Source organism: Microvirga zambiensis WSM3693, from assembly GCF_016735695.1.
GTDB classification, from domain to species: Bacteria; Pseudomonadota; Alphaproteobacteria; order Rhizobiales; family Beijerinckiaceae; genus Microvirga; species Microvirga zambiensis.
In genome coordinates, this window is record NZ_JAERQD010000017.1 from 25,047 (window position 1) to 51,747 (window position 26,701).

Below are 26,701 nucleotides of genomic sequence, written 5' to 3' on the forward strand. Positions count from 1 at the left end.
TCATTTCAGATGATAAGAAGCGATTCGCTGTTGAGGATTTCGAGATTGAGGATTTCGAGCCATGGGTAAGCCGGTCAATCCGCCGTCAGGGGGCGAGATCGAGAACATCAATCTCAAGGACGCCCTGGAGGAGCGCTATCTCGCTTACGCGCTCTCCACCATCATGCACCGGGCGCTGCCCGATGCGCGCGACGGCCTGAAGCCGGTCCACCGCCGCATCCTGCACGCCATGCGCCTGCTGCGCCTCGATCCGCGCTCGGCGCCGAAGAAATGCGCCCGCATCGTCGGCGACGTGATGGGTCAGTTCCACCCGCATGGCGACCAGTCGATCTACGACGCCCTCGTGCGCATGGCGCAGGATTTCGCCCAGCGCTATCCGCTCGCGGACGGGCAGGGCAATTTCGGCAATATCGACGGCGATAACGCCGCGGCCATGCGCTACACCGAGGCGAAGCTGACGGAAGTGGCGCGCCTCCTGCTCGAGGGAATCGACGAGGATTCCGTCGATTTCCGCGAGACCTACGACCAGACCAACGAGGAGCCGGTGGTGCTCCCCGCCGCCTTCCCGAACCTGCTCGCCAACGGCTCGCAGGGCATCGCGGTCGGCATGGCGACCTCGATCCCGCCGCACAACGCCGCCGAACTCTGCGACGCGGCGCTGCATCTCATTTCGAAGCCGAATGCGACCTCCGAGCAGCTGATGCAGTTCGTGCCGGGCCCGGACCTGCCGACCGGCGGCATCATCGTCGACACGCCCTCCGCCATGGCCGAGACCTACCGCACCGGCCGCGGCTCGTTCCGTGTGCGCGCCCGCTGGGCGAAGGAAGATCTCGGCCGCGGCAACTGGCACATCGTCGTTACCGAGATTCCCTATTCGGTGCCGAAGTCGCGCCTGATCGAGAAGATCGCGGAGCTGCTGCAGGAGAAGAAGCTGCCGCTGCTCGCCGACGTGCGCGATGAATCCGCCGAGGACATCCGCGTCGTGCTCGAGCCGCGTGCGAAAACGGTCGATCCGATCATCCTGATGGAATCGCTCTTCAAGCTCACCGAGCTCGAGAGCCGCATTCCGATGAACGTGAACGTGCTCGCCGGCGGCAAAGTGCCGAAGGTCTTGAGCCTCGCCGAGTGCCTGCGCGAATGGCTCGACCATCGCCGCGAGGTGCTGATCCGCCGCTCCGGCTTCCGCCTCGCCGCCATCGACCGGCGCCTGGAGATTTTGGGCGGCTTGCTCATCGTCTATCTCGACCTCGACCGGGTGATCAAGATCATCCGCGAGGAGGACGAGCCGAAGCAGGAGCTGATGCGCTTCTTCAAGCTCACCGAAATCCAGGCCAACGCCATCCTCGACACGCGCCTGCGCTCCCTGCGCAAGCTCGAGGAGATGGAACTCAAGCGCGAGCAGAAGGACCTGCAGAACGAGAAGGCGAAGATCGAGGAGCTTCTGGGCTCCGAGAAGGTGCAGTGGAAGACGATCTCCGCCGAGATCAAGGAGGTCCGCAAGACTTTTGGACCGGACACGCCTCTCGGCCGCCGCCGCACCACCTTCGCCGAGGCGCCGGACACCTCCGACATCGATTTTGCGGAAGCCATGATCGAGCGCGAGCCGATCACGGTGATCGTGTCCGAAAAGGGCTGGATCCGCGCCATGAAGGGCCATCAGGCCGATCTCTCCGGCGTGCAGTTCAAGGGCGACGATGCGCTGAAAACCGCCTTCTTCGCCGAGACCACGTCGAAGATCGTCGTGGTGGCGGATAACGGCCGCTTCTTCACCCTCGATGCTTCCAAATTGCCCGGCGGGCGCGGCTTCGGCGATCCGATCCGCCTCATGGTCGATCTGGAGGAGGGCGCCGATTTCGTCGCCGCCTTCCCGTACCGGGCCGGCTCGAAGCTTCTGGTGGTCGCCACCGACGGACGCGGCTTCGTGGTGCCGGCGGACGATACGACCGCCAACACCCGCAAGGGCAAGCAGATCCTCAACTTGGATGCACCCGCCAAGATGGTGGTCTGCGCGGAGGCCGAGGGCGATCACATCGCGATCATCGGCGAGAACCGCAAGCTCCTGATCTTCCCGTCGAAGCAGGTGCCGGAAATGACCCGCGGCAAGGGCGTGCGCCTCCAGCGCTACAAGGACGGCGGCGTCTCCGACGCCAAGGTCTTCAAGCTCAAGGAGGGCCTGACCTGGAAGGACACCTCGGGCCGCACCTGGACGGTGGCCAAGGAGGACCTCCGCGACTGGATGGGCGACCGGACCGAGGCGGGCCGCCTGCCGCCGAAGGGTTTTCCGAAGTCGAACAAGTTCGGGGAGTGAGGATCAATCCTCTTTTCCCACGTCCTGGCCGGGCTTGTCCCGGCCATCCACGTTTTAAGAAACACTGCCCTCGTCCTGACGAGGTCGCGGAGCGACCGTCTCGAAGGAGCCTCCAGAGAACACCGAACCCTCCTTCGAGACGCCGCTTTCAGCGGCTCCTCAGGATGAGGTGAATGTGTATTGAAAGCGAGATCACCGGCACGAGGCCGGTGATGACATGTTGAGAGTCGGGCTGCCGTAGCGCGTTCACTCCGCCCGCACCCAGCCATGCGCGAGAAGCCGCTCCTGCGGCTTGAAGCGGGCCTTGTAGGCCATCTTCTTGGAGCCCTCGACCCAGTAGCCGAGATAGAGGTAGGGCAGGCCCATCGCCTTGGCGCGGCGGATGTGGTCGAGGATCATGAAGGTGCCGAGGCTGCGGGCCTGCTGGTCCGGCTCGTAGAACGAATAGACCATGGACAGGCCGTCGCTCATTTCGTCGGTGAGGCAGACGGCGATGAGATCGCCCGAGCCCCTGCCGGTGATGCCGCTGTCGATGCCGCGCCGGCGGTATTCGATCAGCCTCGTGTCCACATGGCTGTCCTCGACCATCATGGAATAATCGAGCACCGACATGTCGGCCATGCCGCCGTCGGCATGGCGCAGATCGACATAGCGTCGGAACAGGGAATATTGCTCCGAGCTCGGCCTGTTCGGCAGCGCCTGGCCGATCAGGTCGGCATTGTCCTTGAGAACCCGCTTCAGATTGCCCGAAGGTTCGAACTCGTCGACGAGGACCCGCACCGAGACGCAGGCCCGGCAGGTGTCACAGGCCGGCCGGTAGGCGATGGTCTGCGACCGGCGGAAGCCTCCCTGCGTGAGGATCTCGTTCAGCTCCCGCCCGCGCCGTCCGACGATATGCGTAAACACCTTGCGCTCCTCCTTGCCCGGCAGATAGGGGCACGCGGACGGGGAGGTGAGGTAGAATTGCGGGGCGTCGCGGGGCTGGCTCGTCAATCGGGAAAGCCTCGTGGAGAAACCTTGAGCGCTTCGTCAACGCTCGAAGGATAACATTGGTGTCCGTGGCGTCCAGGAAAAGAAGGGGGAATGTCACAGGGGTTTGTGTGCGAGGGATTGGCTGGAAAATGAACCGCGTGTTTCCCTCCCCCTTGCGGGGAGGGATGAAGGGTGGGGGTGGTACGACAGGGTGCGTGATTAAACCAGTCAGACACCGTCGCAGTCTTCATGGGTTCTGAAAGAAGCGCCGCGCTCTGACTTTGCAACCCCCACCCTCGATCCCTCCCCGCAAGGGGGAGGGAAGAAGCTGACATTACGCCCTAACCACCATCATGCCCGTGAGCAGGTCGCGGATGAAGCGGCGGTCGTCGCGGACGAAGCCGACGAGCACGTCGCAGAGCCAGAGCAGGAAGGTCGAAATCGCGACATAGAAGAACAGCGCATGCACCGCCGCCGCGAGCGGCGAGGGGCCGCGGCCTGTGCGCGGGTCGATGACGCGAAGGCCCATGTAGCGCATGCCGACCGTCGCCTGCGATGAGCCGCCGATGGTCACCGCGTTGTAGACGATGAAGATCAGAGCGGTGAGCGGCAGGGCGAAGAACAAGCCCCAGCCCAGTCCCAGCGTGATGAGCCCGAGAAAGAAGATCGCGATCGAGATCAGCACGACCCAGAGCGCGATGACCACGAGGTCGATCAGATAGGCCCAGAAACGCCGCGAGATGACACCTTCCGTCAGCCGGGTGTCCGCCTCATAGGACGGGTAGTTCAGGGTCGGCGGGTAGGGTCGGTTGACCATCGGTGTCTCCTCAGAAGGCGGTCTCGGGCAGGCTGCGGGATTCGATCCGCTGCGGTGCGAGTCCCTCCACTGACAGGGCCTCGAACACCTCCAATGTATGTTGTCTGTCCCGAGTTTCGATAGTGATGTCGATGGAAACGCCTTTGGCGGGCACGTCGAGGAAGAGACGGCCGTGGGAGACCTCCAGGATATTGGCGCCGAGGCTGCCGAGCAGGCTCGCCACCCGACCGAGCAGGCCGGGCCGGTCGTTGGAGGTGATGCGGAAGGAGGTGATGCGGTCGTCGCGCTCCAGTTCACGCACCATCACCGAGGCGAGGATGCGCGCGTCGATATTGCCGCCGCAGAGCACGAGGCCGACTCGCTTGCCCTGGAAATGCTCCGGGTTCGCCAGCATGGCGGCAAGGCCCGCAGCGCCTGCGCCCTCCGCCATGGTCCGCTGCAGAGTGGCATAGGCATTCACCGCCCGCTCGATCAGGGCCTCCTCGACGGGAATGATCTCGGGGACGAGATCGCGCACGATGGGAAGCGGCAATTGTCCCACGGTCTTGACTGCGATGCCTTCCGCCAGCGTCGCGCCGCCGATGGGACGGTTCTCGCCGCGAATGGCGTTGCGGAAGGACGGATAGAGGGCCGCTTCGACGCCGACGATCTCGATCTCGGGCTTGATCGCCTTCGCGGCCACCGTGATGCCGGAGATCAACCCGCCGCCGCCGATGGGAACCACGATCTGGTCGAGGTCGGGCTCATCCTCCAGCATCTCAATGGCGATGGTGCCCTGGCCGGCCATGACCTTGGGATCGTCATAGGGATGGACGAAGATCAGCCCCTCGGCCTCCGCGATCTCGCGGGCGCGGGCCGCCGACTCGTAGAGCGTCTCGCCCTCAAGGATCACCCGCGCGCCGTAGGAGCGCGTGTTCTCCGCCTTCACCAGGGGCGTGCCCTCAGGCATGACGATGGTCGCAGGGATGCCGAGGCGGCGGGCATGATAGGCGACGGCCTGGGCGTGATTGCCGGCGGACATGGCGATGACGCCGCGCGAGCGCTCCGCTTCGCTCAGGCTTTCGAGCTTCGTGGCGGCCCCGCGCTCCTTGAAGGAGCCGGTCGGCTGCATGTTCTCGTGCTTCACGAAGACGGTGGCGCCGGTGAGCTGCGACAGGCGAGGAGCGGGCACGAGGGGCGTCCGCAGGACCTTGCCCCGGATCGTCTCCGCTGCGCGCTGCACGTCTTCGATGGTGATGGCGTATTCGGCCACGTCGTCCTCCGGACTTGTCATTATAGACCTTTAAACCGGTCTTGGCGTCGGATCCCTGAAACCCAGGAGGCCGCCGGGCCTGAAGATCAGGAACACGACGAGGGCAATGTAAAGCGCCATGTCGCGCATCTCGATCGGCAGATAGGCGGACCAGAGGGTTTCGAACAATCCGACGGCCAAGCCTCCTAGCATTGCTCCGGGGATCGAGCCAATGCCGCCGATGATGGCGGCGATCAGGGCCTTGAGCCCGTACTGGAACCCGCCGGCGAAGCCCAGGCCGCCATATTGGGCGACGATCAGCATGCCGGACAGGCCCGCCATCGCGCCGGCAAGTGCCAGGGTCTGCAATAGGAGGCGGGGTCCGTCGACGCCGAGCAGCGCCGCCGCTCGGGCATCGTCCGCATAGGCGCGCCAAGCGCGCCCGAAGCCGGTCGCCTGTACGAGCCAGAGGAGGCCGGATGCCGCAACGACACCGATTCCCGCTGTGATGGCCGTAATCGGCGTCAAACTGACGATGAAGTCGCCGGCGCGGGCAAGCGGTCGGGCTTCCGCCCAGATCGGTGGCAGCCAGACCGTCACGGGGCTCTGCACGAGCCTCAGGTATTCCATCAGGAACAGGGACATGCCGACGGTCGCGATCAGGCTCGGTTGCGGGCTTTCCGCCGTAATGCGGCCGATGGTGAAATATCCGCTGACCGCGCTGTGGATCGCACCGGCGAAGAGCGCCCCTGCAAGACCGGCCGCGAGCCCGAGGATCGGCGAGCCGATGCCGTGGGTGAGGAGGATCGCGGCACCCGCGACCGTTGCCGCCGAGCCTATGGCGGCGAGCTCGCCGAAGGCGAGATTGATCCGCCCGCTCAAGCCGAAGACGAGGGCGAAGGCGACGGACAGCAGGGCGTAGATCGCCGTCCGCGGGAGGCTGACCAGGATCTGCTGCAGCCAATAGGCAAGGCTCGACGGGATATCGACCACATCGGCCTCGGCACGGCTGCCGGGATCGCCGGCGGCTCCCTCCGGAGTGTCGAGATAATAGCGCTTGAGCAGGTAGAGGCTGGCGCCGGACATCGGGCCTTCTTCGGTGGCGAGGCCGATGAGATCGGCCTTGCTGACCGCAAGCCCTTCGGCCGCGAACTGGCATATGGCGTAGCGTTCGAGGACGGGGCGATCAGGATATCGCGCCACATAGTCGACACGCAGGCTGCGCGGCACCGGGCCTTCGCGCACACGCTCCACGGTGACGACCGCGTCGGGATTGAGGGCGGGCAGGGCGGAGCGGCAGACACGGGCCTGGTCCGCGTCGATGGAGATCCCGCAGGCGGCGAGGAGGGAAAGAGCGAGCAGGTGGGGTGCGAACCGTACGAACCTCGAAAATGGGCTCATGAAAGTCATGCACCGTTTTTCCCTCCCCCTTGCGGGGAGGGGTAGGGGTGGGGGTGGTTTGGCTGGGTGAGAGATTTAGTGGGTGTAGCAGCCCTCACGGCTTCAGAACTCGGGACAGAGCTCCGACATTCCGACTCCCACCCTTCATCCCTCCCCGCAAGGGGGAGGGAAATACGCGGGGCACGCTCGACCGACCAGTCCCTGAAGAGCTGAGAGCCTGACACGGGGGGCGTTCGTTGATGTCTTCGCGCGAAATCAGCCCTGCTTCAGCTTCTCCGCCACCCGCGGGGCGAAATAGGTGAGGATGCCGTCCGCGCCTGCACGCCTGAAGGCCAGAAGGCTTTCCATCATCGCCCGCTCCCCGTCGATCCAGCCGTTCATGGCCGCTGCCTGGATCATGGCATACTCGCCGGAGACTTGGTAGGCGAAGGTCGGAACGGCGAAGGTGTCCTTCGCCCGGCGCACGATGTCGAGATAGGGCATGCCGGGCTTGACCATGATCATGTCCGCGCCTTCCTCGAGATCCAGCGCCACCTCGCGCATGGCCTCGTCGGAATTCGCCGGATCCATCTGGTAGGTGCGCTTGTCGCCGACGAGGCACGCGCTGGTGCCGATGGCGTCGCGGAACGGGCCGTAGAAGGCCGAGGCGTATTTCGCCGCATAGGCCATGATCTGCACGTCGAGGAAGCCTGCCTCGTCGAGGCCCTCGCGGATGGCGGCGACGCGCCCGTCCATCATGTCGGAGGGCGCGATGACGTCGGCGCCGGCCTCGGCCTGGAGCACCGCCTGGCGGACCAGGAGCGCGACCGTCTCGTCGTTGAGGATCCGCTCGCCGTCCATCACGCCGTCATGGCCGTGGCTGGTATAGGGGTCGAGGGCGACGTCGCAGATGATGCCGATCTGCGGCACCGCCTTCTTGATCTCGCGGGCGGCGCGGCAGACGAGGTTGCGGCTGTTGAGGGATTCGGAGCCGGTCGGGTCGCGCAATGACGGATCGGTGTAGGGGAAGAGGGCGATGGCCGGGATGTCGAGGGCTGCGGCCCGCTCGGCCTCGCGCACGGCCTCAGTGATGGTCAGCCGCTCCACGCCTGGCATGGAAGCCACGGCCTCGCGTCCGCTGGTGCCTTCGACCACGAAGATCGGCCAGATCAGGTCGTTTGCCGTCAGCACGTTCTCGCGCATCAGTCGCCGCGACCACTCGGCCTTGCGGTTGCGCCGCGGGCGGTGGGACAGGTTCAGGGAGCGGGCAGGGGCTTCCTCTGAAGCGGGGCGGGGGAACGGCGACAGTTTCGACATCATCCTCATCCAAAGCCGGCTTCGATGCGCCGGCCCGTCTCCAGAGCGTTAGCACATTTAAAATGCTCTAAAAAAGGGTTCGAGGTCGCACATTGCCGGGATCCGTGGAAGATTGGCGTCAATCCAGCCATGCATTGACGGCTGCGCGCGTTTGTCATGTCCTCTCCGCCGTCATCCCCGGGCTTGTCCCGGGGACCCACGTCTTTGAACCGCAGTAGTTCCCAAGACGTGGGTGGCCGGATCAAGTCCGGCCATGACGATGAGGTTGCAGTTCTCGGCGGCCGCCGGCCGGGAATGACACAGTGTCCATTGACGGCCGGCCCCGGCCTTGTTTTATGCCGCGAAGAGATGAAGGAGCGTTTCATGGATGAGAGCGAAGTTCTCTGCGAGAAGCAGGGCGAGGCGGGCCTCATCACGCTCAATCGTCCGAAGGCGCTCAACGCCCTGACGCTCGGCATGGTCCGCGAGATGCGCCGCGCTCTCGATGCCTGGGTGGACGATCCGGAGGTCACTCGCATCGTCGTCCGGGGCGCGGGCGAGAAGGCCTTCTGCGCCGGCGGCGACATCCGGCAGCTCACGGAGGACCTCAAGGCCGGCAATCGCGAGGCGGCGCTCGCCTTCTGGCGCGAGGAGTACCAGCTCAACATCGCGATCAAGCGCTATCCCAAGCCCTATGTCTCCCTCATCGACGGCATCGTCATGGGCGGCGGGGTCGGCATCTCCCTGCATGGCGCCTACCGGGTTGCGGGCGAGCGCTATCTCTTCGCCATGCCCGAGGTCGGGATCGGGTTCTTTCCCGATGTCGGCGCGACCTATGCGCTCCCGCGACTGCCCGGTCGGTTCGGGATGTATCTCGCGCTCACGGGCGACAGGGTGAAGCGCGCCGATGCGGTCATGCTCGGCCTTGCCACCCACTCGGCCGCGAGCGAAAGCATTCCCGCTCTGCGTGAGGCTTTGCTCGCCGGCGAGCCGGTCGACGCGGCTCTGGCCCGGTTCTCGGCCGATCCCGGCCCCGCCCCGCTGGAGGCGGAACGGGCGGTGATCGATGCCTGTTTCTCGGCCGACAGCGTCGCCGCGATCCTCGATCGTCTGGACGAGGCTGCGGCGAAAGGCTCTGCATTTGCAGAAAAGACGGCGGCCGGCATGCGCGCCAAGTCGCCGACGAGCATGAGCCTCGCCTTCGAGCAGGTGCGGCGCGGCGTGGCCATGGAGTTCGAAGAGGCGATGAAGACCGAGTTCCGCATCGTCTCGCGCATCGGCGAGGGGCATGATTTCCACGAGGGCGTCCGCGCCGTGCTGATCGACAAGGACAACCGGCCGCAATGGCGGCCGGCCTCGATCGAGGCTATCGACCCGGCCGTGATCGAACACCACTTCGCGAGCCTCGGGCCGCAGGAACTGGAGGCCATCTGATGGCACGCAGCGGCTCTCAGAGCGCCACCGGCCACTCGGCCCGGGAGTACCTTTCGGACCGCATCGAGGAGCGCCCCTCGGCGCCCTCCGGCCTGCGCTGGAGCCTGGTCCTCACCGGGTTCATGCGGATTCTGGCAATTCTTTGGATCATGAAGGGGTTGAGCTCCTGGGCGGTGATCCTCGGGATCTGGACCCCCGTCGGCCAGTTCGAGGCCCGGTCGACCGGCTATCAGGCCACCGTGATCTATTTCGCGCTCATCGATCTGATCGCGGCCGTGGGCCTGTGGATGGCGAGCACCTGGGGCGGAATCATGTGGCTCCTCGCCATCATGAGCCACCTGATTCTCGCCGCCTTCTTCCCGGGAATCGTCTCCGGCGGTCTCGTCACCGTGGCTTTCTTCCTCACGCTGATCGCCGTCTATCTCGCCGTCGCGTGGCTCGCTGCGCGGGAGGGGCATTGAACCGGCCAAGCTGCTCACGCAGAAGTGTATCCTCAACACCACAGTTCAAAGTTACATAGGCTCAGAAGGCGGTTCCGAGGCGCAAGGTGCGCGGTGTCAGGCCGTTTGCCATAAAACGGCCCCGATGTTCCTCGTTTTCGATACCGTTCTTTAATCCTATCCCGGCACTTATCGCTGGGAGAGGGGCAGATGCGGGCGCTCGTCCGCCGGCTCCTTAAGTCGACAACATCTAACCGGGAAGAGCCTGCGCTCATGTTCTCTCGCCGTACCCTTCTGACCGGATCGCTTGCCCTGATCTTCACGCCCGCTACCGGCGCCCTGGCCCAGCAATTCGCCCAGAGCCAGGCCGAGTGGTCGCAGAACTACGAGGCCGTCTCCCGCACCCGCGTGCAGCGGACCGCGACCCCGATGCTGTCCCCGGACGCGCTCGCCGCGACCGAGCAGATGATCGAGTATTACCGGAACATCGCCGCCCGCGGCGGCTGGCAGCCCGTCCAGGGCGTCCAGGGCCTGCGCGTCGGCTCGAAGAGCCCGGCGGTCATCGCGCTTCGCCAGCGCCTCATCATCACGGGCGATCTCGACCAGAGTGCCGGCGAATCGCCGATCTACGATTCCTACGTCGAGGCCGGCGTGCGCCGCTTCCAGGCCCGCCACGGCATCAGCTCCACCGGCACCGTGACCGCTCCGACGGTCCAGGCCATGAACGTGCCGGTCGAGATGCGCATCCGCCAGCTCGAGATCAACGTGAGCCGCCTGCGCAGCCTCGTCGGCGGGCTCGGCAACAAATACGTGGTCGCCAACATCCCGGCTGCCCTCGTCGAGACGATCGAAGGCGGCGTCGTCCACACCCGCCACGCTGCCGGCGTCGGCAAGATCGACCGTCAGTCGCCGCTGCTGAACTCCAAGGTGGTCGAGGTCAACTTCAACCCGTTCTGGACCGTGCCCGCTTCGATCATCAAGAAGGATCTGATCCCGAAGATGCAGAAGGAGCCGAACTACCTGACGGACAACAAGATCCGTATCTTCAACGGCAACACCGAGCTGTCGCCGTCGCAGGTGAACTGGTTCTCGGACGAGGCGACCCGCTATCGCTTCCGCCAGGATCCGGGCGGCGATCTGAACTCCATGGGCTTCGTGCGCATCAACATCCCGAACCAGCACGGGGTCTACATGCACGACACGCCGTCCAAGGGCATCTTCGGCGACGATTTCCGCTTCGTCTCCTCGGGCTGCATCCGCGTGCAGAATGTGCGCGACTATATCGAGTTCCTGCTGAAGGACACCCCCGGCTGGAGCCGCGAGCAGATCGACGCCGCCTTCAAGTCAGGAGAGCGCATCGACGCGCGCCTGACCCAGCCGGTTCCGATCCACTGGGTCTACGTCACCGCCTGGGCGACGCCGGACGGTCTCGTGCAGTTCCGCGACGACATCTACAACAAGGACGGCCTCGGCAGCGCCATCCCGGTTGCAAGCCGCACTCCGACCGAGCCGGATGCGGAGATGTTCCTGCAGAACTGAGGTTCTTCGGTTTACATCAATCCCCACGTCATCACCGGCCTTGTGCCGGTGATTTCGTTTTCGGGTGGCGCGAATAGGTGAGACCGCCCTCGCATACTTACGTCATGGCCGGGCTTGTCCCGGCCATCCCGATACGGTGAACCGCGGCATTTTTCGGATCGGGATCACCGGCACAAGGCCGGTGATGACGTAGTAGGAAGAGTGTCTCCAGATCGATTCAGCGCACCGTTCCGACTTTTCGACCCCCACCCTCGATCCCTCCCCGCAAGGGGGAGGGAAGATGCGCTAGCCCTCCCGCAGACCGTTGCATTTCCAAAGCAGCGTGGGCATGTCTCAAGCGTGGGTTGGCGCCCTTGAGCCAGCCATGATAAAGCCCTGGCAAATTCGGACCGAGCGGCCGGCTCCTGCCGGGCTCACAGCAGGCGAGGTTACCCATGAGCGCGAGTGAAGCGGCACGAAGCCATCTCTCCAACAGCTTTTTCTCGGCAAGCCTCGCCGACAGCGATCCCGAGATCGCCCGCGCCATCGGGCTCGAGCTCGGTCGCCAGCGCGACGAGATCGAGCTGATCGCCTCCGAGAACATCGTCTCCCGCGCCGTGCTGGAAGCGCAGGGCTCGGTGATGACCAACAAGTATGCGGAGGGCTATCCGGGCCGCCGCTATTACGGCGGCTGCCAGTTCGTCGACATCGCCGAGGAGCTCGCAATCGAGCGCGCCAAGCGCCTGTTCGACTGCAAGTTCGCCAACGTCCAGGCCAATTCCGGCTCCCAGGCCAACCAGGCCGTGTTCATGGCGCTGATGAAGCCCGGCGACACCTTCATGGGCCTCGATCTCGCCTGCGGCGGCCACCTGACTCACGGTTCGCCCGTGAACATGTCCGGCAAGTGGTTCAACGTGGTGAGCTACAAGGTGCGCGAGAGCGACCAGATCATCGACATGGACGAGGTTGCCCGCCTTGCCCGCGAGCACAAGCCGAAGGTGATCGTCGCCGGCGGCTCGGCCTATTCCCGATTCTGGGACTTCGCCCGCTTCCGCGAGATCGCGGACGAGGTCGGCGCCTTCTTCATGGTCGACATCGCCCATTTCGCGGGCCTCGTCGCCGGCGGTGCCCATCCCTCGCCGTTCCCGCACGCCCATGTGGTCACCACCACCACCCACAAGACCCTGCGTGGCCCGCGCGGCGGCATGATCCTCACCAACGAGGAGGACATCGCCAAGAAGGTGAATTCCGCGATCTTCCCCGGCCTTCAGGGCGGCCCGCTGATGCATGTGATCGCGGCCAAGGCCGTGGCCTTCGGCGAGGCCCTGCGCCCCGAGTTCAAGCTCTATGCCCGCTCTGTGGTCGACAACGCCAAGGTGCTCGCCGACACAATGCTGGACGGCGGCTACGCGATCGTGGCCGGCGGCACCGATAACCACCTGATGCTGGTCGACCTGCGCCCGAAGAAGCTCACCGGCAAGGCGGCGGAGGCCGCTCTCGGCCGCGCCCACATCACCTGCAACAAGAACGGCGTTCCCTTCGATCCGGAAAAGCCGATGGTCACCTCCGGCATCCGCCTCGGCACCCCCGCCGCCACCTCGCGCGGCTTCGGAATCGCCGAGTTCAGGAAGGTGGGCGAGCTGATCGTCGAGACCCTCGACGGCCTCGCGAAGAACGGCGAGGAGGGCAATGCGTCGGTCGAGGCATCGGTGAAGACGCGCGTCCACGAGCTGACCCGTCGCTTCCCGATCTATGCCTGAGGTTTAGGCCGAACCCATGCGCTGCCCCTATTGCGGGAGCCTGGACACCCAGGTGAAGGATTCCCGCCCCACGGACGATTCCTCGTCCATCCGCCGCCGCCGCATCTGCCCGGATTGCGGCGGCCGCTTCACGACTTTCGAGCGCGTACAGCTGCGCGAGCTGACGGTCATGAAGCGCTCGGGGCGGCGCGTGCCGTTCGACCGCGACAAGCTCCAGCAATCGGTCGATGTGGCGCTGCGCAAGCGTCCGGTCGATCCCGAGCGCGTCGAGCGGATGATCAACGGCATCGTCCGCCAGCTCGAGAGCATGGGCGAAGGCGAGGTGCCGAGCGAGACGGTCGGCGAACTCGTCATGGAAGGCCTCAAGGGCCTCGACGACGTGGCCTATGTGCGCTTCGCCTCCGTCTACAAAAATTTTCGTGAGGCCAAAGACTTCGAAGAGATTCTTGGCAAGCTGGCTGAAGGCGAGAGCGAGGAGAATCTTCTGCCTCCGCCCAAGAAGAAGCGTGCCCCGAGCGAGCAATGAACTCCTCGGGGGCAACAGGGCAGCAATCCGAGCGGATCTTTCAGGACGAGCGCTTCATGCGCCTGGCGATCGCTCTTGGCTCGCGCCACCTCGGCCTGACTTGGCCGAACCCGTCCGTCGGTGCCGTGGTGGTGGACGAGAGCGGCGCGGCTCCGGTCGTCGTCGCACAGGGCATGACCCAGCCCGGCGGCAGGCCGCATGCGGAGCGCATGGCGCTGGAGGCGGCAGGTGAGCGCGCCAGGGGCGCTGCCCTCTATGTGACCCTCGAGCCCTGCGCCACACGCAGCAGCCGTGATCATGGCCCGTCCTGCACCGATCTCATCGTGGCGGCCGGTATCGGCCGGCTCGTGGTCAGCGTCGAGGATCCCAGCCCCCATGCGGCCGGGCAGGGACCGGAGCGTTTTCTTCGTGCCGGCATTCCGATGAGCGGCGGCTGCCTCGCCGAAGACGGCGCGCGGCTTCATCGCGGCCACATCACCCGCGTCTCGAAGGGGCGGCCTGCGGTAACCGTCAAGCTCGCGCGCAGCACCGAGGGCTTCGCCAGTTCGCGCCAAGGGCCTCGGCTGATGCTCACGGGCGAGGTGGCCAATGCGAGAGTCCACCTGATGCGCGCCCATGCGGACGCGATCATGGTCGGCGCCGGAACCGTGCTCGCCGACGATCCGCTGCTCAACGTGCGCCTGGCCGGCCTGGAAGACCGCTCTCCGGTTCGCATCGTCGTCGATTCCCATCTGCGCACGCCTGCCGGGGCGCGTCTCGTCGCCGGTGCCCGCGAGGTCCCGACCTGGATCGTGACCACGATCGATGCGCCGGTCGAGCCGGAGCGGGCGCTCGTAGCACGGGGCGTCGAGGTGATGCGCGTTTCGGCGAACGAGAGCGGACAGGTGAATCTCGACGAAGCGCTCCGGCTTCTCGGCACGCGCGGCATCACGACCGTGTTCTGCGAGGGCGGTCCCGCTCTGGCGGATGCGCTTGCCAATGCCGATCTCATCGACGAGCTGGTCCTGATCACCGGACGGTCCGCGCGCGGGCAGGGCGACATGCCCGCCCTCGGGCCGGCGCTGCAGGACCGCATGGATGCTCTCAATGTGCGGGCCGAAGAGCAGATCGGCCCCGATCTTTTCATGTTCTGGGAGAGACCCTGATGTTTACGGGTATCGTCACCGATGTCGGTGAGATTGCGACGGCGGAGGGCTCCCAGGGGACGCTCAAGCGGCTGCGCATCCATGCTTCCTACGACCCCGCCGGCATCGCGCTCGGCGCGTCCATCGCCTGCGGCGGGCCTTGCCTCACCGTCGTCGCCGTCGGTCCGCGGGAGGGCGGCTGCTGGTTCGACGTCGACGCCGCCGCCGAAACCCTGGAGCGGACCACGGTCGGCGATTGGAAGGCAGGCACGAAGATCAATCTCGAGCGCTCGCTCAAGATCGGCGACGAGCTCGGCGGGCATATCGTGACCGGGCACGTGGACGGCATCGCCACCATCGTCGCCAAGGAGGCGATCACGGCCGGCGACGACCCATGGGGCCCGACCGCCCGTTTCGTCCTCAAGGCGCCCCAGGCCCTGGCGCAGTTCATCGCCGAGAAGGGCTCCGTCTGCCTCGACGGCACCTCGCTCACCGTGAATTCGGTCAACGACGACATGTTCTCCGTGCTGATCATCCCGCACACGTTGTCCGTCACCACCTGGGGTGAGCGGCAGGTCGGCGACAAGCTCAACCTCGAAGTCGATCTCATGGCCCGCTACGCCGCGCGGCTTGCGGATGCGCGCCGGGGGGAGTAGGGACTTTCAACTTTCCTCAACAAAGCCCTCATCCTGAGGAGGACCGTAAGGTCCGTCTCGAAGGACGAGGGCGTTTCCAGTGCTCTCTGGAACCTCCTTCGAGACGCCGCTGCGCGGCTCCTCAGGATGAGGGCGGAGGCATTTTGAATCAGAACGGTCCCCATGGTCGCGCCTTCCGATAAGCCCAAAACTCCCCGTCCGCCGGTTCCCGGCGCCCGCATCCTGGTCGTCGAGGCCCGGTTCTACGACGATATCGCCGATGAGCTCCTGCGCGGCGTTCGGGCCGCCGTCGAGGCGGCGCAGGCCAGCATGGACGTGCTGACCCTCGACGGTGCGCTCGAAATCCCCGGCACTATCGCAATTGCGCTCGATGCGGCCGAGAAGGCGGGCAAGCCCTACGATGCCGTCGTCGCGCTCGGCTGCGTGATCCGCGGCGAGACGGGCCATTACGACATCGTCGCCGGCGAGAGCGCCCGCGCCCTCATGGACCTGTCGATCGCGCGTCGCATTCCGCTGGCCAACGGCATCCTCACCGTCGAGAACGACGAGCAGGCCTGGACCCGCGCGCGCGTGAATGAATTGAATAAGGGCGGGGGCGCGGTGGAAGCGGCGCTCGCCGTTTTGCGCATCAAACAGAAGCTGGAGGCCTGATCATGACGAAGCCAGCAGAGCGCTCGGCCGCTCGTCTCGCTGCCGTCCAGGCTCTCTACCAGATGGACATTTCCGGCAAGAGCGTCCTCGACGCGCTCGCCGAGTTCGAGACCTTCTGGATCGGCCGCGAGGTCGAGGGCATCGCGTTCCAACCCTCGGACAACACCTTCTTCCGCGATATCCTCTCGGGCGTGGTCAAGAACCAGCGCGAGATCGACGTGAAGATCGACAACGCGCTCGCGACCGACTGGCCGCTGAAGCGCGTCGAGGCGGTTTTGCGCGCCATCCTGCGCGCCGGCGGCTACGAGCTGATGTTCCGAAAGGACGTGCCCGCCCGCGTCGTGATCACCGAATATGTGGATGTCACCCACGGTTTCTACGGCGACGACGAGCCCGGTCTCGTCAACGCCGTCCTCGACAAGCTCGCCCGGGAGGTCCGTCCGGGTGAGCTGGAGAAGAAATCAGCCGGGCAGGGCAAGCGGTAAGACAATCGCGGTAGTCGAGATCTCTCGCCCCTGTGGGGAGGAGTTGGAGGAGAGGGTGTGAGCGCTGCGCTTTTCCAGTTCAGCAATGAGGCTCCCGCAGCTACACCTCTCCCCGGTGGGGAGAGGTCGAGCGAAAGCGAGGGTGAGGGGGCACAGGTTTATCCGGAGAGGGCGCAACCCCTCACCCGCGCCTCCGGCGCGACCTCTCCCTCAAGGAGAGGTGAGACAGCGCCACATCCTCATGCTCTAGTGCTCGTACCCCCGCGCTCGATCCCTCACCACAAGGGAGAGGGTGGGAGCAGCGCTTGTCCATGAAGGTGCAAAGACCCTCCGAAGACAGCCTGATCGCCCGCTTCTTCGCGCCCATCGCCGGCGAGGGCGGTCTCGGACTCAAGGACGATGCGGCCCGCCTCACCCCCAAACCAGGCCACGACCTCGTCCTCACCGTCGATGCGCTGGTCGAGGGCATCCACTTCCTGCCCGAAGACGCTCCAGGCTCCGTCGCCCGGAAAGCGCTGGGCGTGAACGTCTCTGACCTCGCCGCGAAGGGCGCCGATCCGGCCGGCTTCCTGCTGAGCCTCGCCTTGCCCGAGACCTGGACCGAAGGCTGGCTCGCCGATTTCGCCGCCGGCCTCGGCGAGGCGGCGCGGGATTTCGCCTGTCCGCTCCTCGGCGGCGACACCGTCAAGACGAAGGGGCCGCTGACGCTCTCGGTCACTGCCGTCGGCGAGGTACCGACGGGCCGCATGGTCCTGCGCACCACCGCCCAGGCCTGCGATCTGATCTGCGTCACCGGCACCATCGGCGACGCGGCGCTCGGCCTGAAGCTACGAAACGACCCGGCCTGGGCGCAGGGCCTTTCGCCGGCAGACCGAGCGCATCTCGCCGACCGCTATCTCCACCCGAGGCCCCGTCACCGGCTTGCAGAAGCGCTGCGAAATCACGCCAGCGCCGCCATGGACGTCTCCGATGGCCTCGCCGGCGATCTCGCCAAGATGATGCGGGGGAGCGGCGTCACGGCGCAGATCGAGGCCGATCGGATTCCGCTCTCGGCGGCGGCGGTCGAGGCGGTTCGAGCCTCGCCGGACCTTCTGGACCTGGTCCTGACGGGCGGCGACGATTACGAGATTATCTGTTCCGTGCCGGAAAAGAACCTCGACAGATTTCGCGAACAGGCCGATAGCGTCGGCATCCCCCTGTCCGTCATCGGTCGAGTCGTCGAAGGGCACGACTTGCCCGTCTTTCGGATGAACGGTCGCGAAAGACGCTTCGATGTCGGCTCCTACCAGCATTTCTGATACCTCGTTCCAGCCATCTGCCAGCAACGACGCGGTCGCCAGGCACAACGCCGTGGTTCTCGCTGCCGCCATGGCGCTCGGCGGCTCGAGCCCCGCCATCGTCGTCTCTCTCGGTGGCCTGGTGGGGCAGGCTCTCGCGACCAACAAGGAACTGGCGACGCTCCCGGTCAGCCTGCTGAATCTCGGCCTCGCCCTCGGCACCGTTCCGGCCGCCATGCTGATGCGCAAGGCAGGGCGGCGCATCGGCTATATGGTCGGAGCCGGGATCGGCCTTTCAGGGGGCTGCCTTGCAGCCTTCGGGATCGCCTCCTACAGCTTCGTTCTCTTTTGCCTCGGCACCCTGATCATCGGCAGCTATGGCTCCTTCAACCAGAGCTACCGCTTCGCCGCGACGGATTCAGCCTCCAACGCCTTCAAGGCGAAGGCAATTTCCTGGGTGATGACCGGGGGGCTGGTGGCCGGAATCATTGGACCTCAGACCGTGATCTGGACCCGGGATGCCGTGCCGGCGGCCCCCTTCGCCGGTGCCTTCCTCGGGCAGGCGACACTCGCCTTCCTGTCGATGATCGTGGTTTCATTCCTGAGACCAGCCCCAGTCAGCGTGGCCTCGACGAGCTGCGGCGGAAGGCCGCTTGGCCAGATCCTCCGGCAGCCCCGCTTCATCGTTGCGGCCGTCACCGGGTTGGTCTCGTACAGCCTCATGACCTTCATGATGACGGCGGCGCCTCTGGCGATGATCGGCTGCGGCCATCCGGTGGGCGCAGCGGCGCTGGGAATTCAATGGCATATCCTCGCCATGTTCGGCCCAAGCTTCTTCACCGGACGCCTGATCTCCCGGTACGGCAAGGCACGTGTAACGGCGACCGGCCTTGTGCTGATCGCCCTCTCCGCGATCGTCGGCCTGTCGGGAATCACCATCGCTCATTTCTGGATCTCGCTGGTGCTTCTCGGGCTCGGCTGGAACCTCGGCTTCATCGGCGCGACCGCCATGGTGACCGACTGCTACCGCCCGGAAGAGCGCGCCAAGGTCCAGGCGGCGAATGACTTTCTGATCTTCGGTTCGGTCGCCCTGGCCTCGTTTTCCTCGGGAAAGCTCCTGAATGCGGGCGGCTGGGAAACCGTGACCTGGATGGTCTTCCCGCCCGTCCTGGTCGCGCTAGTTCTGCTAGCGTGGCAGCAGAGGACCAAGGGGATCGTACCCGCTTAAAGTATTAAGGCCTTCCTGTGAGTTTGGCCTGGGGGATGATTGCGAACTGCCTAGTTTTTTGCCACCAAATATGACGTTCGCTGGAGGGTAGGGCCGATCAAGGCTGGGAAACAGCCTTGATGAGCGGCTTTCTGCTTTCCCATAACAAGGATGGCATGATGGCACTTACCCTAATTATCCTGGGCGGCCTTCTTTCGATCGCCTATGGCTTCTGGGCCATTAGCGACGTGATGAAGCGGGACGCCGGTTCTCAGCGCATGCAGGAAATCGCAGGGGCGATTGCCGAAGGCGCGAAGGCCTATCTCCGCAGGCAATATTTCACGATCTCGATTGTCGGTGTCGTTCTCTTTGTCGTCATCGCCTATTTCCTCGGCCTCCGGGTCGCCATCGGTTTCGCCATCGGCGCGGTCCTTTCCGGCGTTGCCGGCTTCATCGGCATGAACGTGTCGGTCCGGGCCAATGTTCGTACCGCCCAGGCCGCCACCCAATCCCTCGGCGGCGGCCTCGACGTCGCCTTCAAGGCCGGCGCGGTCACCGGCATGCTGGTGGCGGGCCTCGCCCTTCTCGGCGTGTCGCTCTATTACGGCTATCTCACCCGCATCGGCGGCCTGGCATCCTCCGACCGCGTGGTCATCGACAGCCTCGTGGCCCTCGGCTTCGGCGCTTCGCTGATCTCGATCTTCGCCCGTCTCGGCGGCGGCATCTTCACCAAGGGGGCCGACGTGGGCGGCGATCTCGTCGGCAAGGTCGAGGCCGGTATTCCGGAAGACGACCCGCGCAACCCGGCCACCATCGCCGACAACGTAGGCGACAATGTCGGCGACTGCGCCGGCATGGCGGCCGACCTTTTCGAGACCTACGCGGTGACGATCGTTGCCACCATGGTGCTCGCAGCGATCTTCTTCGCCGGTCAGGCTACCCTCACCACCATGATGATGTATCCGCTCGCCATCGGCGCCGCCTGCATCGTCACATCGATCATCGGCACCTTCTTCGTGAAGCTCGGGCAGAACGAGTCCATCATGGGCGCGCTCTACAAGGGTCTGATCGTGACGGGCGTTCTCTCGGCCGTCGCCATCGGTCTCGTGACATGGCAGATGATCGGCTTCGGGCCGGTCGCCGGCGCCCAGTTCACGGGCCAGGCCCTGTTCTGGTGCGCGGTCATCGGCCTTGCGGTGACGGCGCTGATCGTGGTGATCACCGAGTTCTACACCGGCGTCGGGTTCCGCCCCGTGCGATCCATCGCCCAGTCCTCCGTGACGGGCCACGGCACGAACGTGATCCAGGGCCTCGCGGTTTCACTGGAATCCACCGCGCTGCCGACCGTCGTCATCATCGCGGGCATCATCGTCGCCTTCAAGCTCGCCGGCCTCTTCGGCATCGCCATCGCCGTGACGGCCATGCTGGGTGTCGCGGGCATGATCGTGGCGCTCGATGCCTTCGGCCCGGTGACGGATAATGCCGGTGGCATCGCGGAGATGGCCGGCCTTCCCAAGGAGGTCCGCAAGTCGACTGATGCCCTCGACGCGGTCGGAAACACCACGAAGGCCGTGACGAAGGGTTACGCCATCGGCTCCGCCGGTCTCGGTGCCCTGGTGCTGTTCGCAGCCTATACCTCGGACCTGAACTACTTCACCCAGAACGCGGCGCAATATCCGTACTTCCAGGGTGTGGCGCCGAATTTCTCGCTGACAAATCCCTATGTGGTGGTCGGCCTGCTGTTCGGCGGTCTCATCCCGTTCCTCTTCGGCGGCATCGCCATGACGGCGGTGGGCCGTGCGGCGGGGTCGGTGGTTGAGGAAGTGCGCCGGCAGTTCCGCGAGCGTCCGGGCATCATGGCCGGCACGGACCGTCCCGATTACGGCCGCGCGGTCGACATGCTGACCCGCGCCGCGATCAAGGAAATGATCGTTCCTTCGCTGCTGCCGGTGCTGGCGCCGATCGTGACCTACTTCGTGGTCTATTGGGTGGCCGGCAAATCCGAGGCTTTCTCGGCCGTGGGCGCCATGCTGCTCGGCGTGATCGTCACGGGCCTGTTCGTCGCCATCTCGATGACCTCGGGCGGCGGCGCCTGGGACAATGCGAAGAAGTCCTTCGAGGACGGCTTCACGGATGCCTCCGGCACGACCCACCACAAGGGTTCGGAAGCCCACAAGGCCTCCGTGACCGGCGATACCGTCGGCGATCCCTACAAGGACACGGCAGGCCCTGCCGTGAATCCGGCGATCAAGATCACCAACATCATCGCGCTTCTGCTTCTGGCGATTCTGGCCCATTCATAGGGGCGGCAGCTCAGAGCAATCCGAACCCGCGGCGAAAGCCGCGGGTTTTTCGTTGGTGCGATGACTTGAAAGAAAAATGGCCGGGGCAGGCCCGGCCATTTTTGAATTCAGTCAGCGGATCGATCAGCTGAACGGATTGAAGCTCGTCACGCCCTTGAAAATCTGGCCGATGAAGCTGGATTCCTCACCGCCGGCCGGCGTGGTGCGGCTGATGAAGTCGAAGACCTTGCCGTCCTGCAGGCCGTAGAGCGCCACGCGCTCCACCCTGAGGCCCGGGTCGAAATAGACGGCGGTGACCTGCTGGTCCACCACCTGCTCGCCCATGAACTGAAGCGTGCGGCGGGACTTCTGGCTGATGTAGTACCAGTTGCGATTACCGACCGTGGATACGGTGGAAGGCGTACCGAGGGTCTGCAGGACCTGGTCGGCGCTCATGCCCTTCTTGACCTGAGCGATGGCCCGCTCATCTACGACATAGCCGCGACGGAACTCCTCGCCCACGCCGTTGCAGGCCGCGACGGACGAGGCGAGAGCGGCGGCGGACGCCAGGCGCACCAAGAGGCTTTGATATCGACGCATCGTACGGTTCTTCCAGAAATGCGGCGCTGACGAGCTTGCGCCTTTCGATGGTGATGGCGTAACCCGAGGCTACGATTTTGACAAGCTTGGAAGGGCAGAGCTTTGATCTTCAGTCTCTTCCGCAAGGATCCCCGCCGCGTCGCCATCGCGTCTCTCTATAAGAGAATCGCCACTGCGTCGCGTGCCCCCGGTCTCTATGCGGTCCTCGGCGTTCCCGATACCCTGGAAGGGCGTTTCGAAGCCCTTTCCCTGCATATGGTCCTGGCACTGCGGGCGCTGCGCGAACTGCCGGCACCCGCCGATGAGGTCGCCAAGGACCTGACTGACGCTTTCTTCCGGGACATGGATGCGTCCTTACGGGAGATGGGGGTGGGCGATACGGTGGTGCCGAAGCGGATGAAGAAGATCGCAGAGTCCTTCTACGGCCGTGCTCACGCCTATGACGGGCCGCTTAACGGCCAGGATGAAGCCGAGCTTGCTGTTGCTCTCGGCCGCAATGTCTATGGCGGCGAGGCACCCGCCACATCCCTGGCGCGTTATGCTTTCGCAGCCGCTCAAGGCTTCCGGACGGGCGATCTGGACAGCCTGCTGACGGCCGGGCCAACATTCCCCGATCCCGAGACCTTTGCGCAAGGAGGCACCCGATGACCCCCGAAACCGTAGGCCCCTTGTCGCGGCTCGTCGACGTGGGAAGAGTTCCCCCGCGTGGGCAGGAGGTGCAGATCGTCGCAACGCCGGAGGAATGTGCCGCTCTCGCCAGGGATTTCGGTCTTCCCGCCATTCAGGCTCTTTCCGGCGATTACCAGCTCAAGACCTCGGCCAAGGGCATCAATGTCACAGGGCTGGTCAAGGCGTCGATCACCCAGATCTGCGTCATGACCCTGGAACCCTTCGATTCCCTCATCGAGGAGGAGGTCGAGGTGGATTTCGCCGAACCCTCCGGCATGCCCGCCGAGTCTCCGACCGACATCAACGAATACGATCCGCCCGACGAGATCGTAAACGGCCAGATCGACCTGGGGGCTCTGACGTCCGAATTCCTGGCCCTCGGGCTCGATCCCTATCCCCGCAAGCCGGGCATCGACTTCAGCTATCAGGAACCCTCGGACGAGAAGGACTCGCCCTTTGCAGCCCTGGGCAAGCTGAAGGGGACCGAATAAGGCTGGCGGGGGCGGCCCATAGGGCATATGTGAGGCATGCGGAGGCGGATTCCGGGGCCATAGAATTCAGTTGCGGAGCCTTCGCAAACCGCTATTTTCCGCCCCCGTTGAATGACTTAAAAGAAAGAACAATCGTTCATGCCGAAGCCGGTGCGCATTTCGCTCGATGCGATGGGGGGCGACCATGGTCCCTCCGTCGTGGTCCCGGGGGCGGCCTTGGCCTTGGAGCGCCATCCCGGCCTCCGCTTCCTGATGTTCGGCAACGAGGCGATCGTTGCGCCTCTTCTGAATGCTCATCCGAAGCTGAAGGAGGCAACCGAGCTGCGCCATACTGATATTGCCATTTCCATGGATGAGAAGCCGAGCCAGGCCATTCGGATGGGGCGCGGCAAGTCGTCCATGTGGCGCGCCGTGCAGGCGGTCCGGGACGGGGAAGCGGATGCCGCGGTCTCGGCCGGGAATACCGGTGCCCTGATGGCGACAGCCAAGATCTGCCTGAAGACCATGGCCCATATCGAGCGCCCTGCCATCGCCTGCATGTGGCCGACCATGCGGGGCGAGAGCATCGTGCTCGACGTCGGTGCGACCATCGGCGCGGATGCCGGTCATCTGGTGGATATGGCAATCATGGGCTCTGCCATGGCCCATATCGTGTTCGACCTGGAACGCCCGACCGTCGGGCTTCTCAATGTCGGCACGGAGGAGATCAAGGGCATCGAGGCGGTCAAGGAAGCGGGGCGCATTCTCAAGGAATCGAACCTGCCGCACCTCGATTACCGCGGCTTCGTCGAAGGCGACGACCTCGGCAAGGGGACCGTCGACGTGGTGGTGACCGAAGGCTTTACGGGCAATATCGCCCTGAAGACCGCCGAGGGAACGGCCAAGCAGATCGCCCAGTATCTGCGCTCCGCCATGAGCCGCACGCTGATGGCCAAGATCGGCTATCTGTTCGCGAAACAGGCTTTTAACGCTCTTCGGGACAAGATGGACCCGCGCAAGGTCAATGGCGGCGTTTTTCTCGGTCTCGAAGGGGTGGTCGTGAAAAGCCACGGCGGGACGGACGATCTCGGCTTCGCCAGCGCCATCGATGTCGCTTACGACATGGCGCATTTTGAATTGATGAACACGATCCGGGCCATGCTTGAGCAGGACCCGGTTGGCCAGACGGCCTGAGGAAGACGCATCTTGAAACGCACCCGTTCCATCGTACGCGGCATCGGCTCTTATCTGCCGAGGCGCAGGCTGACGAACCAGGACCTCGAAAAGCAGGTGGAAACCTCGCACGAATGGATCGTGCAGCGCACCGGCATCGAGGCGCGCCATATTGCTGACGATGATGAAACCACTTCGGTTCTCGGCATAAAGGCGGCGGAGGCGGCCCTTGCCGATGCCGGGCTGACGGCCAGCGATATCGACCTCGTCATCTGCGCCACTTCCACGCCGGACTACACATTTCCGTCGACCGCGACGATGATCCAGACCGGCATCGGCATGACGCACGGTGCGGCCTTCGATCTGCAGGCCGTCTGCACCGGGTTCGTCTATGCGGTGGCGACCGCCGACAAGTTCCTGCAATCCGGTTCGCACAAGCGCGCCCTCGTGGTCGGCGCCGAAACCTTCTCCCGCATCCTCGACTGGAACGACCGCACCACCTGCGTGCTCTTCGGCGATGGCGCCGGAGCGATCGTCCTTGAAGCTCAGGAGGGGGAGGGAACCTCTGCCGATCGCGGCGTGCTGACCTCCCATCTGCGCTCCGATGGTCGCTACCGGGACAAGCTTTATGTCGACGGCGGCCCCGGCTCGACCAAGACCACGGGTGTCCTGAAGATGGAAGGCCGCGAGGTCTTCAAGTTCGCCGTCGGCATGGTTGCGGATGTGGTGCAGGATGCCTTTGCTGCCACGGGCACGAGCGCCGAGGAGCTGGACTGGTTCGTGCCCCATCAGGCAAACAAGCGGATCATCACCGCGAGCGCCGACAAGCTCGGTATCGCCCAGGACAAGGTCGTCATCACCGTCAACAGACATGGCAACACCTCAGCCGCCTCGATTCCGCTGGCATTGGACGTTGCGCGCAAGGACGGGCGGATCAAGGATGGCGACCTCGTGATGATCGAGGCCATCGGCGGCGGCTTCACCTGGGGAAGTGCCTTGATCCGCTGGTAGGATAAAGGCAATTCGACTCAGGTGGTAACCAACGGTTCTACCTTGGCGGTTGACCGTTGGAGGTCATCTGCATAGCGTCTATCGACGACGACCAACGAACTCATTCGCGCTGGGGAGCTCAATGGCTGGCAAGACGATAACGAGAGCGGATTTGAGCGAGGCCGTATACCAGAAGGTAGGTCTCTCGCGGACCGAATCGGCCGAACTGGTGGAGCGCGTTCTCGCCGAGATCTGCGATAGCCTGGCTGCGGGCGAGACAGTGAAGCTGTCCTCTTTCGGCTCGTTCATCGTGCGCAGCAAGGGCGAGCGTGTCGGCCGCAACCCCAAGACCGGCGTCGAGGTCCCGATCGATCCCCGCCGGGTTATGGTCTTCAAGCCCTCGAATGTCTTGAAGGCCCATATCAACGGTGAGACCTTCGAAGGCGAGGATTGATCCCGTTATGGCGAGCGGCGCCATGGACAAGAGCCCCGATGCCTTCCGCACCATCAGCGAGGTCGCCGAGGATCTCGACGTCCCGCAGCATGTTTTGCGCTTCTGGGAAACCCGTTTCAGCCATATCAAGCCGCTGAAGCGCGGCGGCGGACGGCGTTATTACCGTCCCGACGACGTCGACCTGCTCAAGGGGATCCGTCATCTTCTCTATGGCGAAGGCTACACGATCAAGGGCGTTCAGCGCATCCTGAAGGAGGAGGGCGTCCGCTTCGTTCATGCGATCGGTCGCGGTGAGCAGAGCGTCGCCGCACTTCACCCGGAAACCATCGATGCAGAGCCGGAGGCCGTGGGACCGCCCGAGGATGATCGCTTCGCGGATGAGAGCAAGGTAGCGGGTGTCTCATTCGAGCGCAGCCTGTCTCCGGAGGCCCTCCGGGGTCTTCAGGCCGCGCTCGACGAACTCTATGAATGCGATCGGGTGCTCACCTCCTTGAAGGGCGCAAGCGGGCCGCCGCTGGCCGAATGAAACCTCAATATCGCAAGGGATTCACCCTTGTCGGCCGACCCTTTTTCGCCTTGGAAGATCGGGTTTCCGAGAGGGTTTGGAAAATGAGCGCGTTGGACCCTTGACAGGGGTCGGGGTGAACCTTAAACCGCACCCACACCGCTTCGGCGGTCCGATGCGCGGGCGTAGCTCAGTCGGTTAGAGTGCCGGCCTGTCACGCCGGAGGTCGCGGGTTCGAGCCCCGTCGCCCGCGCCACTTTCCCCTAAAAGTCAAAGTTCGACGACTGCTTCGAGGGTCTCGGTGCCCGTCGGCAGCCGGCATAGCCGCGTGGAAGCGGCACTTTTCGACGGCATGTGCATTTTCCCATCGGTTCCCGGTCCTCGGCCAAGCTCGGCGTGATCGGAGCGACTCATCGGGATGGGTTGCAAGGACGAGGCCTGGATTTGAGAATCGCTGCCGGCCGAGAGGGCGGAGC

General features: G+C 64.9%; 25 protein-coding genes and 1 tRNA gene. 20 read left to right on the forward strand and 6 right to left on the reverse strand.

Going from position 1 to position 26,701, the window contains the following annotated elements; translation table 11 throughout:
- The first annotated feature begins 61 nt into the window (after positions 1-61).
- On the forward strand, positions 62-2,308 hold the full coding sequence (gene parC, locus JKL46_RS14595; RefSeq protein WP_201833999.1) for a DNA topoisomerase IV subunit A: 2,247 nt from the start codon (positions 62-64) through the stop codon (positions 2,306-2,308).
- 246 nt (positions 2,309-2,554) lie between these two features.
- Here the strand turns inward: parC and JKL46_RS14600 are convergent, their stop codons facing one another.
- The 5 genes from JKL46_RS14600 to hemB form a co-directional block, all read right to left on the reverse strand.
- Positions 2,555-3,301: an arginyltransferase gene (locus tag JKL46_RS14600; protein WP_201834001.1), complete on the reverse strand. Its 747-nt coding sequence runs from the start codon at positions 3,299-3,301 to the stop codon at positions 2,555-2,557.
- A 313-nt stretch (positions 3,302-3,614) separates the two neighbouring features.
- Positions 3,615-4,097, reverse strand: coding sequence for an RDD family protein (locus JKL46_RS14605; RefSeq protein ID WP_201834003.1), 483 nt, complete (start codon positions 4,095-4,097; stop codon positions 3,615-3,617).
- A gap of 10 nt (positions 4,098-4,107) precedes the next feature.
- Positions 4,108-5,370: a threonine ammonia-lyase gene (locus tag JKL46_RS14610; RefSeq protein WP_201834005.1), complete on the reverse strand. Its 1,263-nt coding sequence runs from the start codon at positions 5,368-5,370 to the stop codon at positions 4,108-4,110.
- A gap of 9 nt (positions 5,371-5,379) precedes the next feature.
- The gene (locus JKL46_RS14615) at positions 5,380-6,729 is read right to left on the reverse strand and encodes a branched-chain amino acid ABC transporter permease (RefSeq protein WP_201834007.1); all 1,350 of its coding nucleotides are present in this window, start codon (positions 6,727-6,729) and stop codon (positions 5,380-5,382) included.
- Positions 6,730-6,984: 255 nt separating this feature from the next.
- Entirely contained in the window at positions 6,985-8,025 is a 1,041-nt protein-coding gene (gene hemB / locus JKL46_RS14620; RefSeq protein ID WP_201834009.1) for a porphobilinogen synthase, read from the reverse strand.
- 363 nt (positions 8,026-8,388) lie between these two features.
- Here hemB and JKL46_RS14625 point away from each other — a divergent pair, with 363 nt between their 5' ends.
- The 12 genes from JKL46_RS14625 to JKL46_RS14680 all read left to right on the forward strand — a co-directional run bounded on the left by JKL46_RS14625 (position 8,389) and on the right by JKL46_RS14680 (position 21,385).
- Entirely contained in the window at positions 8,389-9,438 is a 1,050-nt protein-coding gene (locus JKL46_RS14625; RefSeq protein WP_201834011.1) for an enoyl-CoA hydratase/isomerase family protein, read from the forward strand.
- Positions 9,438-9,899 (forward strand): DUF6163 family protein, encoded by a 462-nt coding sequence (locus tag JKL46_RS14630; RefSeq protein ID WP_201834013.1) that lies wholly within the window; start codon positions 9,438-9,440, stop codon positions 9,897-9,899. Before JKL46_RS14625 ends, JKL46_RS14630 begins: the two co-directional genes overlap by 1 nt.
- A 252-nt stretch (positions 9,900-10,151) precedes the next feature.
- Entirely contained in the window at positions 10,152-11,417 is a 1,266-nt protein-coding gene (locus JKL46_RS14635; protein ID WP_201834015.1) for a L,D-transpeptidase family protein, read from the forward strand.
- A gap of 434 nt (positions 11,418-11,851) precedes the next feature.
- On the forward strand, positions 11,852-13,156 hold the full coding sequence (glyA, locus tag JKL46_RS14640; RefSeq protein WP_201834017.1) for a serine hydroxymethyltransferase: 1,305 nt from the start codon (positions 11,852-11,854) through the stop codon (positions 13,154-13,156).
- Between the two features lie 16 nt (positions 13,157-13,172).
- A complete protein-coding gene (gene nrdR / locus JKL46_RS14645) occupies positions 13,173-13,682 on the forward strand; it encodes a transcriptional regulator NrdR (RefSeq protein WP_201834019.1) in 510 nt (169 codons plus the stop codon).
- A complete protein-coding gene (ribD, locus tag JKL46_RS14650; protein WP_201834021.1) occupies positions 13,679-14,827 on the forward strand; it encodes a bifunctional diaminohydroxyphosphoribosylaminopyrimidine deaminase/5-amino-6-(5-phosphoribosylamino)uracil reductase RibD in 1,149 nt (382 codons plus the stop codon). Before nrdR ends, ribD begins: the two co-directional genes overlap by 4 nt.
- The gene (locus JKL46_RS14655; RefSeq protein WP_201834023.1) at positions 14,827-15,462 is read left to right on the forward strand and encodes a riboflavin synthase; all 636 of its coding nucleotides are present in this window, start codon (positions 14,827-14,829) and stop codon (positions 15,460-15,462) included. Before ribD ends, JKL46_RS14655 begins: the two co-directional genes overlap by 1 nt.
- 162 nt (positions 15,463-15,624) lie before the next feature.
- The gene (ribH, locus tag JKL46_RS14660; protein ID WP_201834025.1) at positions 15,625-16,113 is read left to right on the forward strand and encodes a 6,7-dimethyl-8-ribityllumazine synthase; all 489 of its coding nucleotides are present in this window, start codon (positions 15,625-15,627) and stop codon (positions 16,111-16,113) included.
- A gap of 2 nt (positions 16,114-16,115) precedes the next feature.
- A complete protein-coding gene (nusB, locus tag JKL46_RS14665; protein ID WP_201834027.1) occupies positions 16,116-16,598 on the forward strand; it encodes a transcription antitermination factor NusB in 483 nt (160 codons plus the stop codon).
- Positions 16,599-16,909: 311 nt separating this feature from the next.
- Complete coding sequence (gene thiL, locus JKL46_RS14670) at positions 16,910-17,896, forward strand: thiamine-phosphate kinase (protein ID WP_201834029.1); 987 nt, start codon at positions 16,910-16,912, stop codon at positions 17,894-17,896.
- Positions 17,871-19,103, forward strand: a complete 1,233-nt coding sequence (locus JKL46_RS14675; RefSeq protein ID WP_201834031.1) for an MFS transporter — start codon at positions 17,871-17,873, stop codon at positions 19,101-19,103. The genes thiL and JKL46_RS14675 overlap by 26 nt, the downstream gene beginning before the upstream one ends.
- Before the next feature lie 155 nt (positions 19,104-19,258).
- Positions 19,259-21,385: a sodium-translocating pyrophosphatase gene (locus JKL46_RS14680; protein ID WP_201834166.1), complete on the forward strand. Its 2,127-nt coding sequence runs from the start codon at positions 19,259-19,261 to the stop codon at positions 21,383-21,385.
- Between the two features lie 123 nt (positions 21,386-21,508).
- On the opposite strand, the gene JKL46_RS14685 is transcribed toward JKL46_RS14680, so the two are convergent.
- Positions 21,509-21,964, reverse strand: coding sequence for an outer membrane protein assembly factor BamE (locus JKL46_RS14685; RefSeq protein ID WP_201834033.1), 456 nt, complete (start codon positions 21,962-21,964; stop codon positions 21,509-21,511).
- A gap of 102 nt (positions 21,965-22,066) precedes the next feature.
- Here JKL46_RS14685 and JKL46_RS14690 point away from each other — a divergent pair, with 102 nt between their 5' ends.
- The 7 genes from JKL46_RS14690 (at position 22,067) to JKL46_RS14720 (ending at position 26,481) form a co-directional block, all read left to right on the forward strand.
- The gene (locus JKL46_RS14690) at positions 22,067-22,612 is read left to right on the forward strand and encodes a ubiquinol-cytochrome C chaperone family protein (protein WP_201834035.1); all 546 of its coding nucleotides are present in this window, start codon (positions 22,067-22,069) and stop codon (positions 22,610-22,612) included.
- Positions 22,609-23,124, forward strand: a complete 516-nt coding sequence (locus JKL46_RS14695) for a YceD family protein (protein WP_201834037.1) — start codon at positions 22,609-22,611, stop codon at positions 23,122-23,124. The genes JKL46_RS14690 and JKL46_RS14695 overlap by 4 nt, the downstream gene beginning before the upstream one ends.
- Positions 23,125-23,262: 138 nt before the next feature.
- Complete coding sequence (plsX, locus tag JKL46_RS14700; protein WP_201834039.1) at positions 23,263-24,297, forward strand: phosphate acyltransferase PlsX; 1,035 nt, start codon at positions 23,263-23,265, stop codon at positions 24,295-24,297.
- A gap of 12 nt (positions 24,298-24,309) precedes the next feature.
- The gene (locus tag JKL46_RS14705; RefSeq protein ID WP_201834041.1) at positions 24,310-25,287 is read left to right on the forward strand and encodes a beta-ketoacyl-ACP synthase III; all 978 of its coding nucleotides are present in this window, start codon (positions 24,310-24,312) and stop codon (positions 25,285-25,287) included.
- A gap of 121 nt (positions 25,288-25,408) precedes the next feature.
- Positions 25,409-25,720 carry an integration host factor subunit alpha gene (locus JKL46_RS14710; protein ID WP_009491113.1) on the forward strand — a complete coding sequence of 104 codons (312 nt, stop codon included), beginning with the start codon at positions 25,409-25,411 and terminating at the stop codon, positions 25,718-25,720.
- A gap of 22 nt (positions 25,721-25,742) precedes the next feature.
- Positions 25,743-26,246 carry a MerR family transcriptional regulator gene (locus JKL46_RS14715; protein ID WP_201834043.1) on the forward strand — a complete coding sequence of 168 codons (504 nt, stop codon included), beginning with the start codon at positions 25,743-25,745 and terminating at the stop codon, positions 26,244-26,246.
- Between the two features lie 158 nt (positions 26,247-26,404).
- A tRNA-Asp gene (locus JKL46_RS14720) sits at positions 26,405-26,481 on the forward strand.
- The last annotated feature ends 220 nt before the right edge of the window (positions 26,482-26,701 follow it).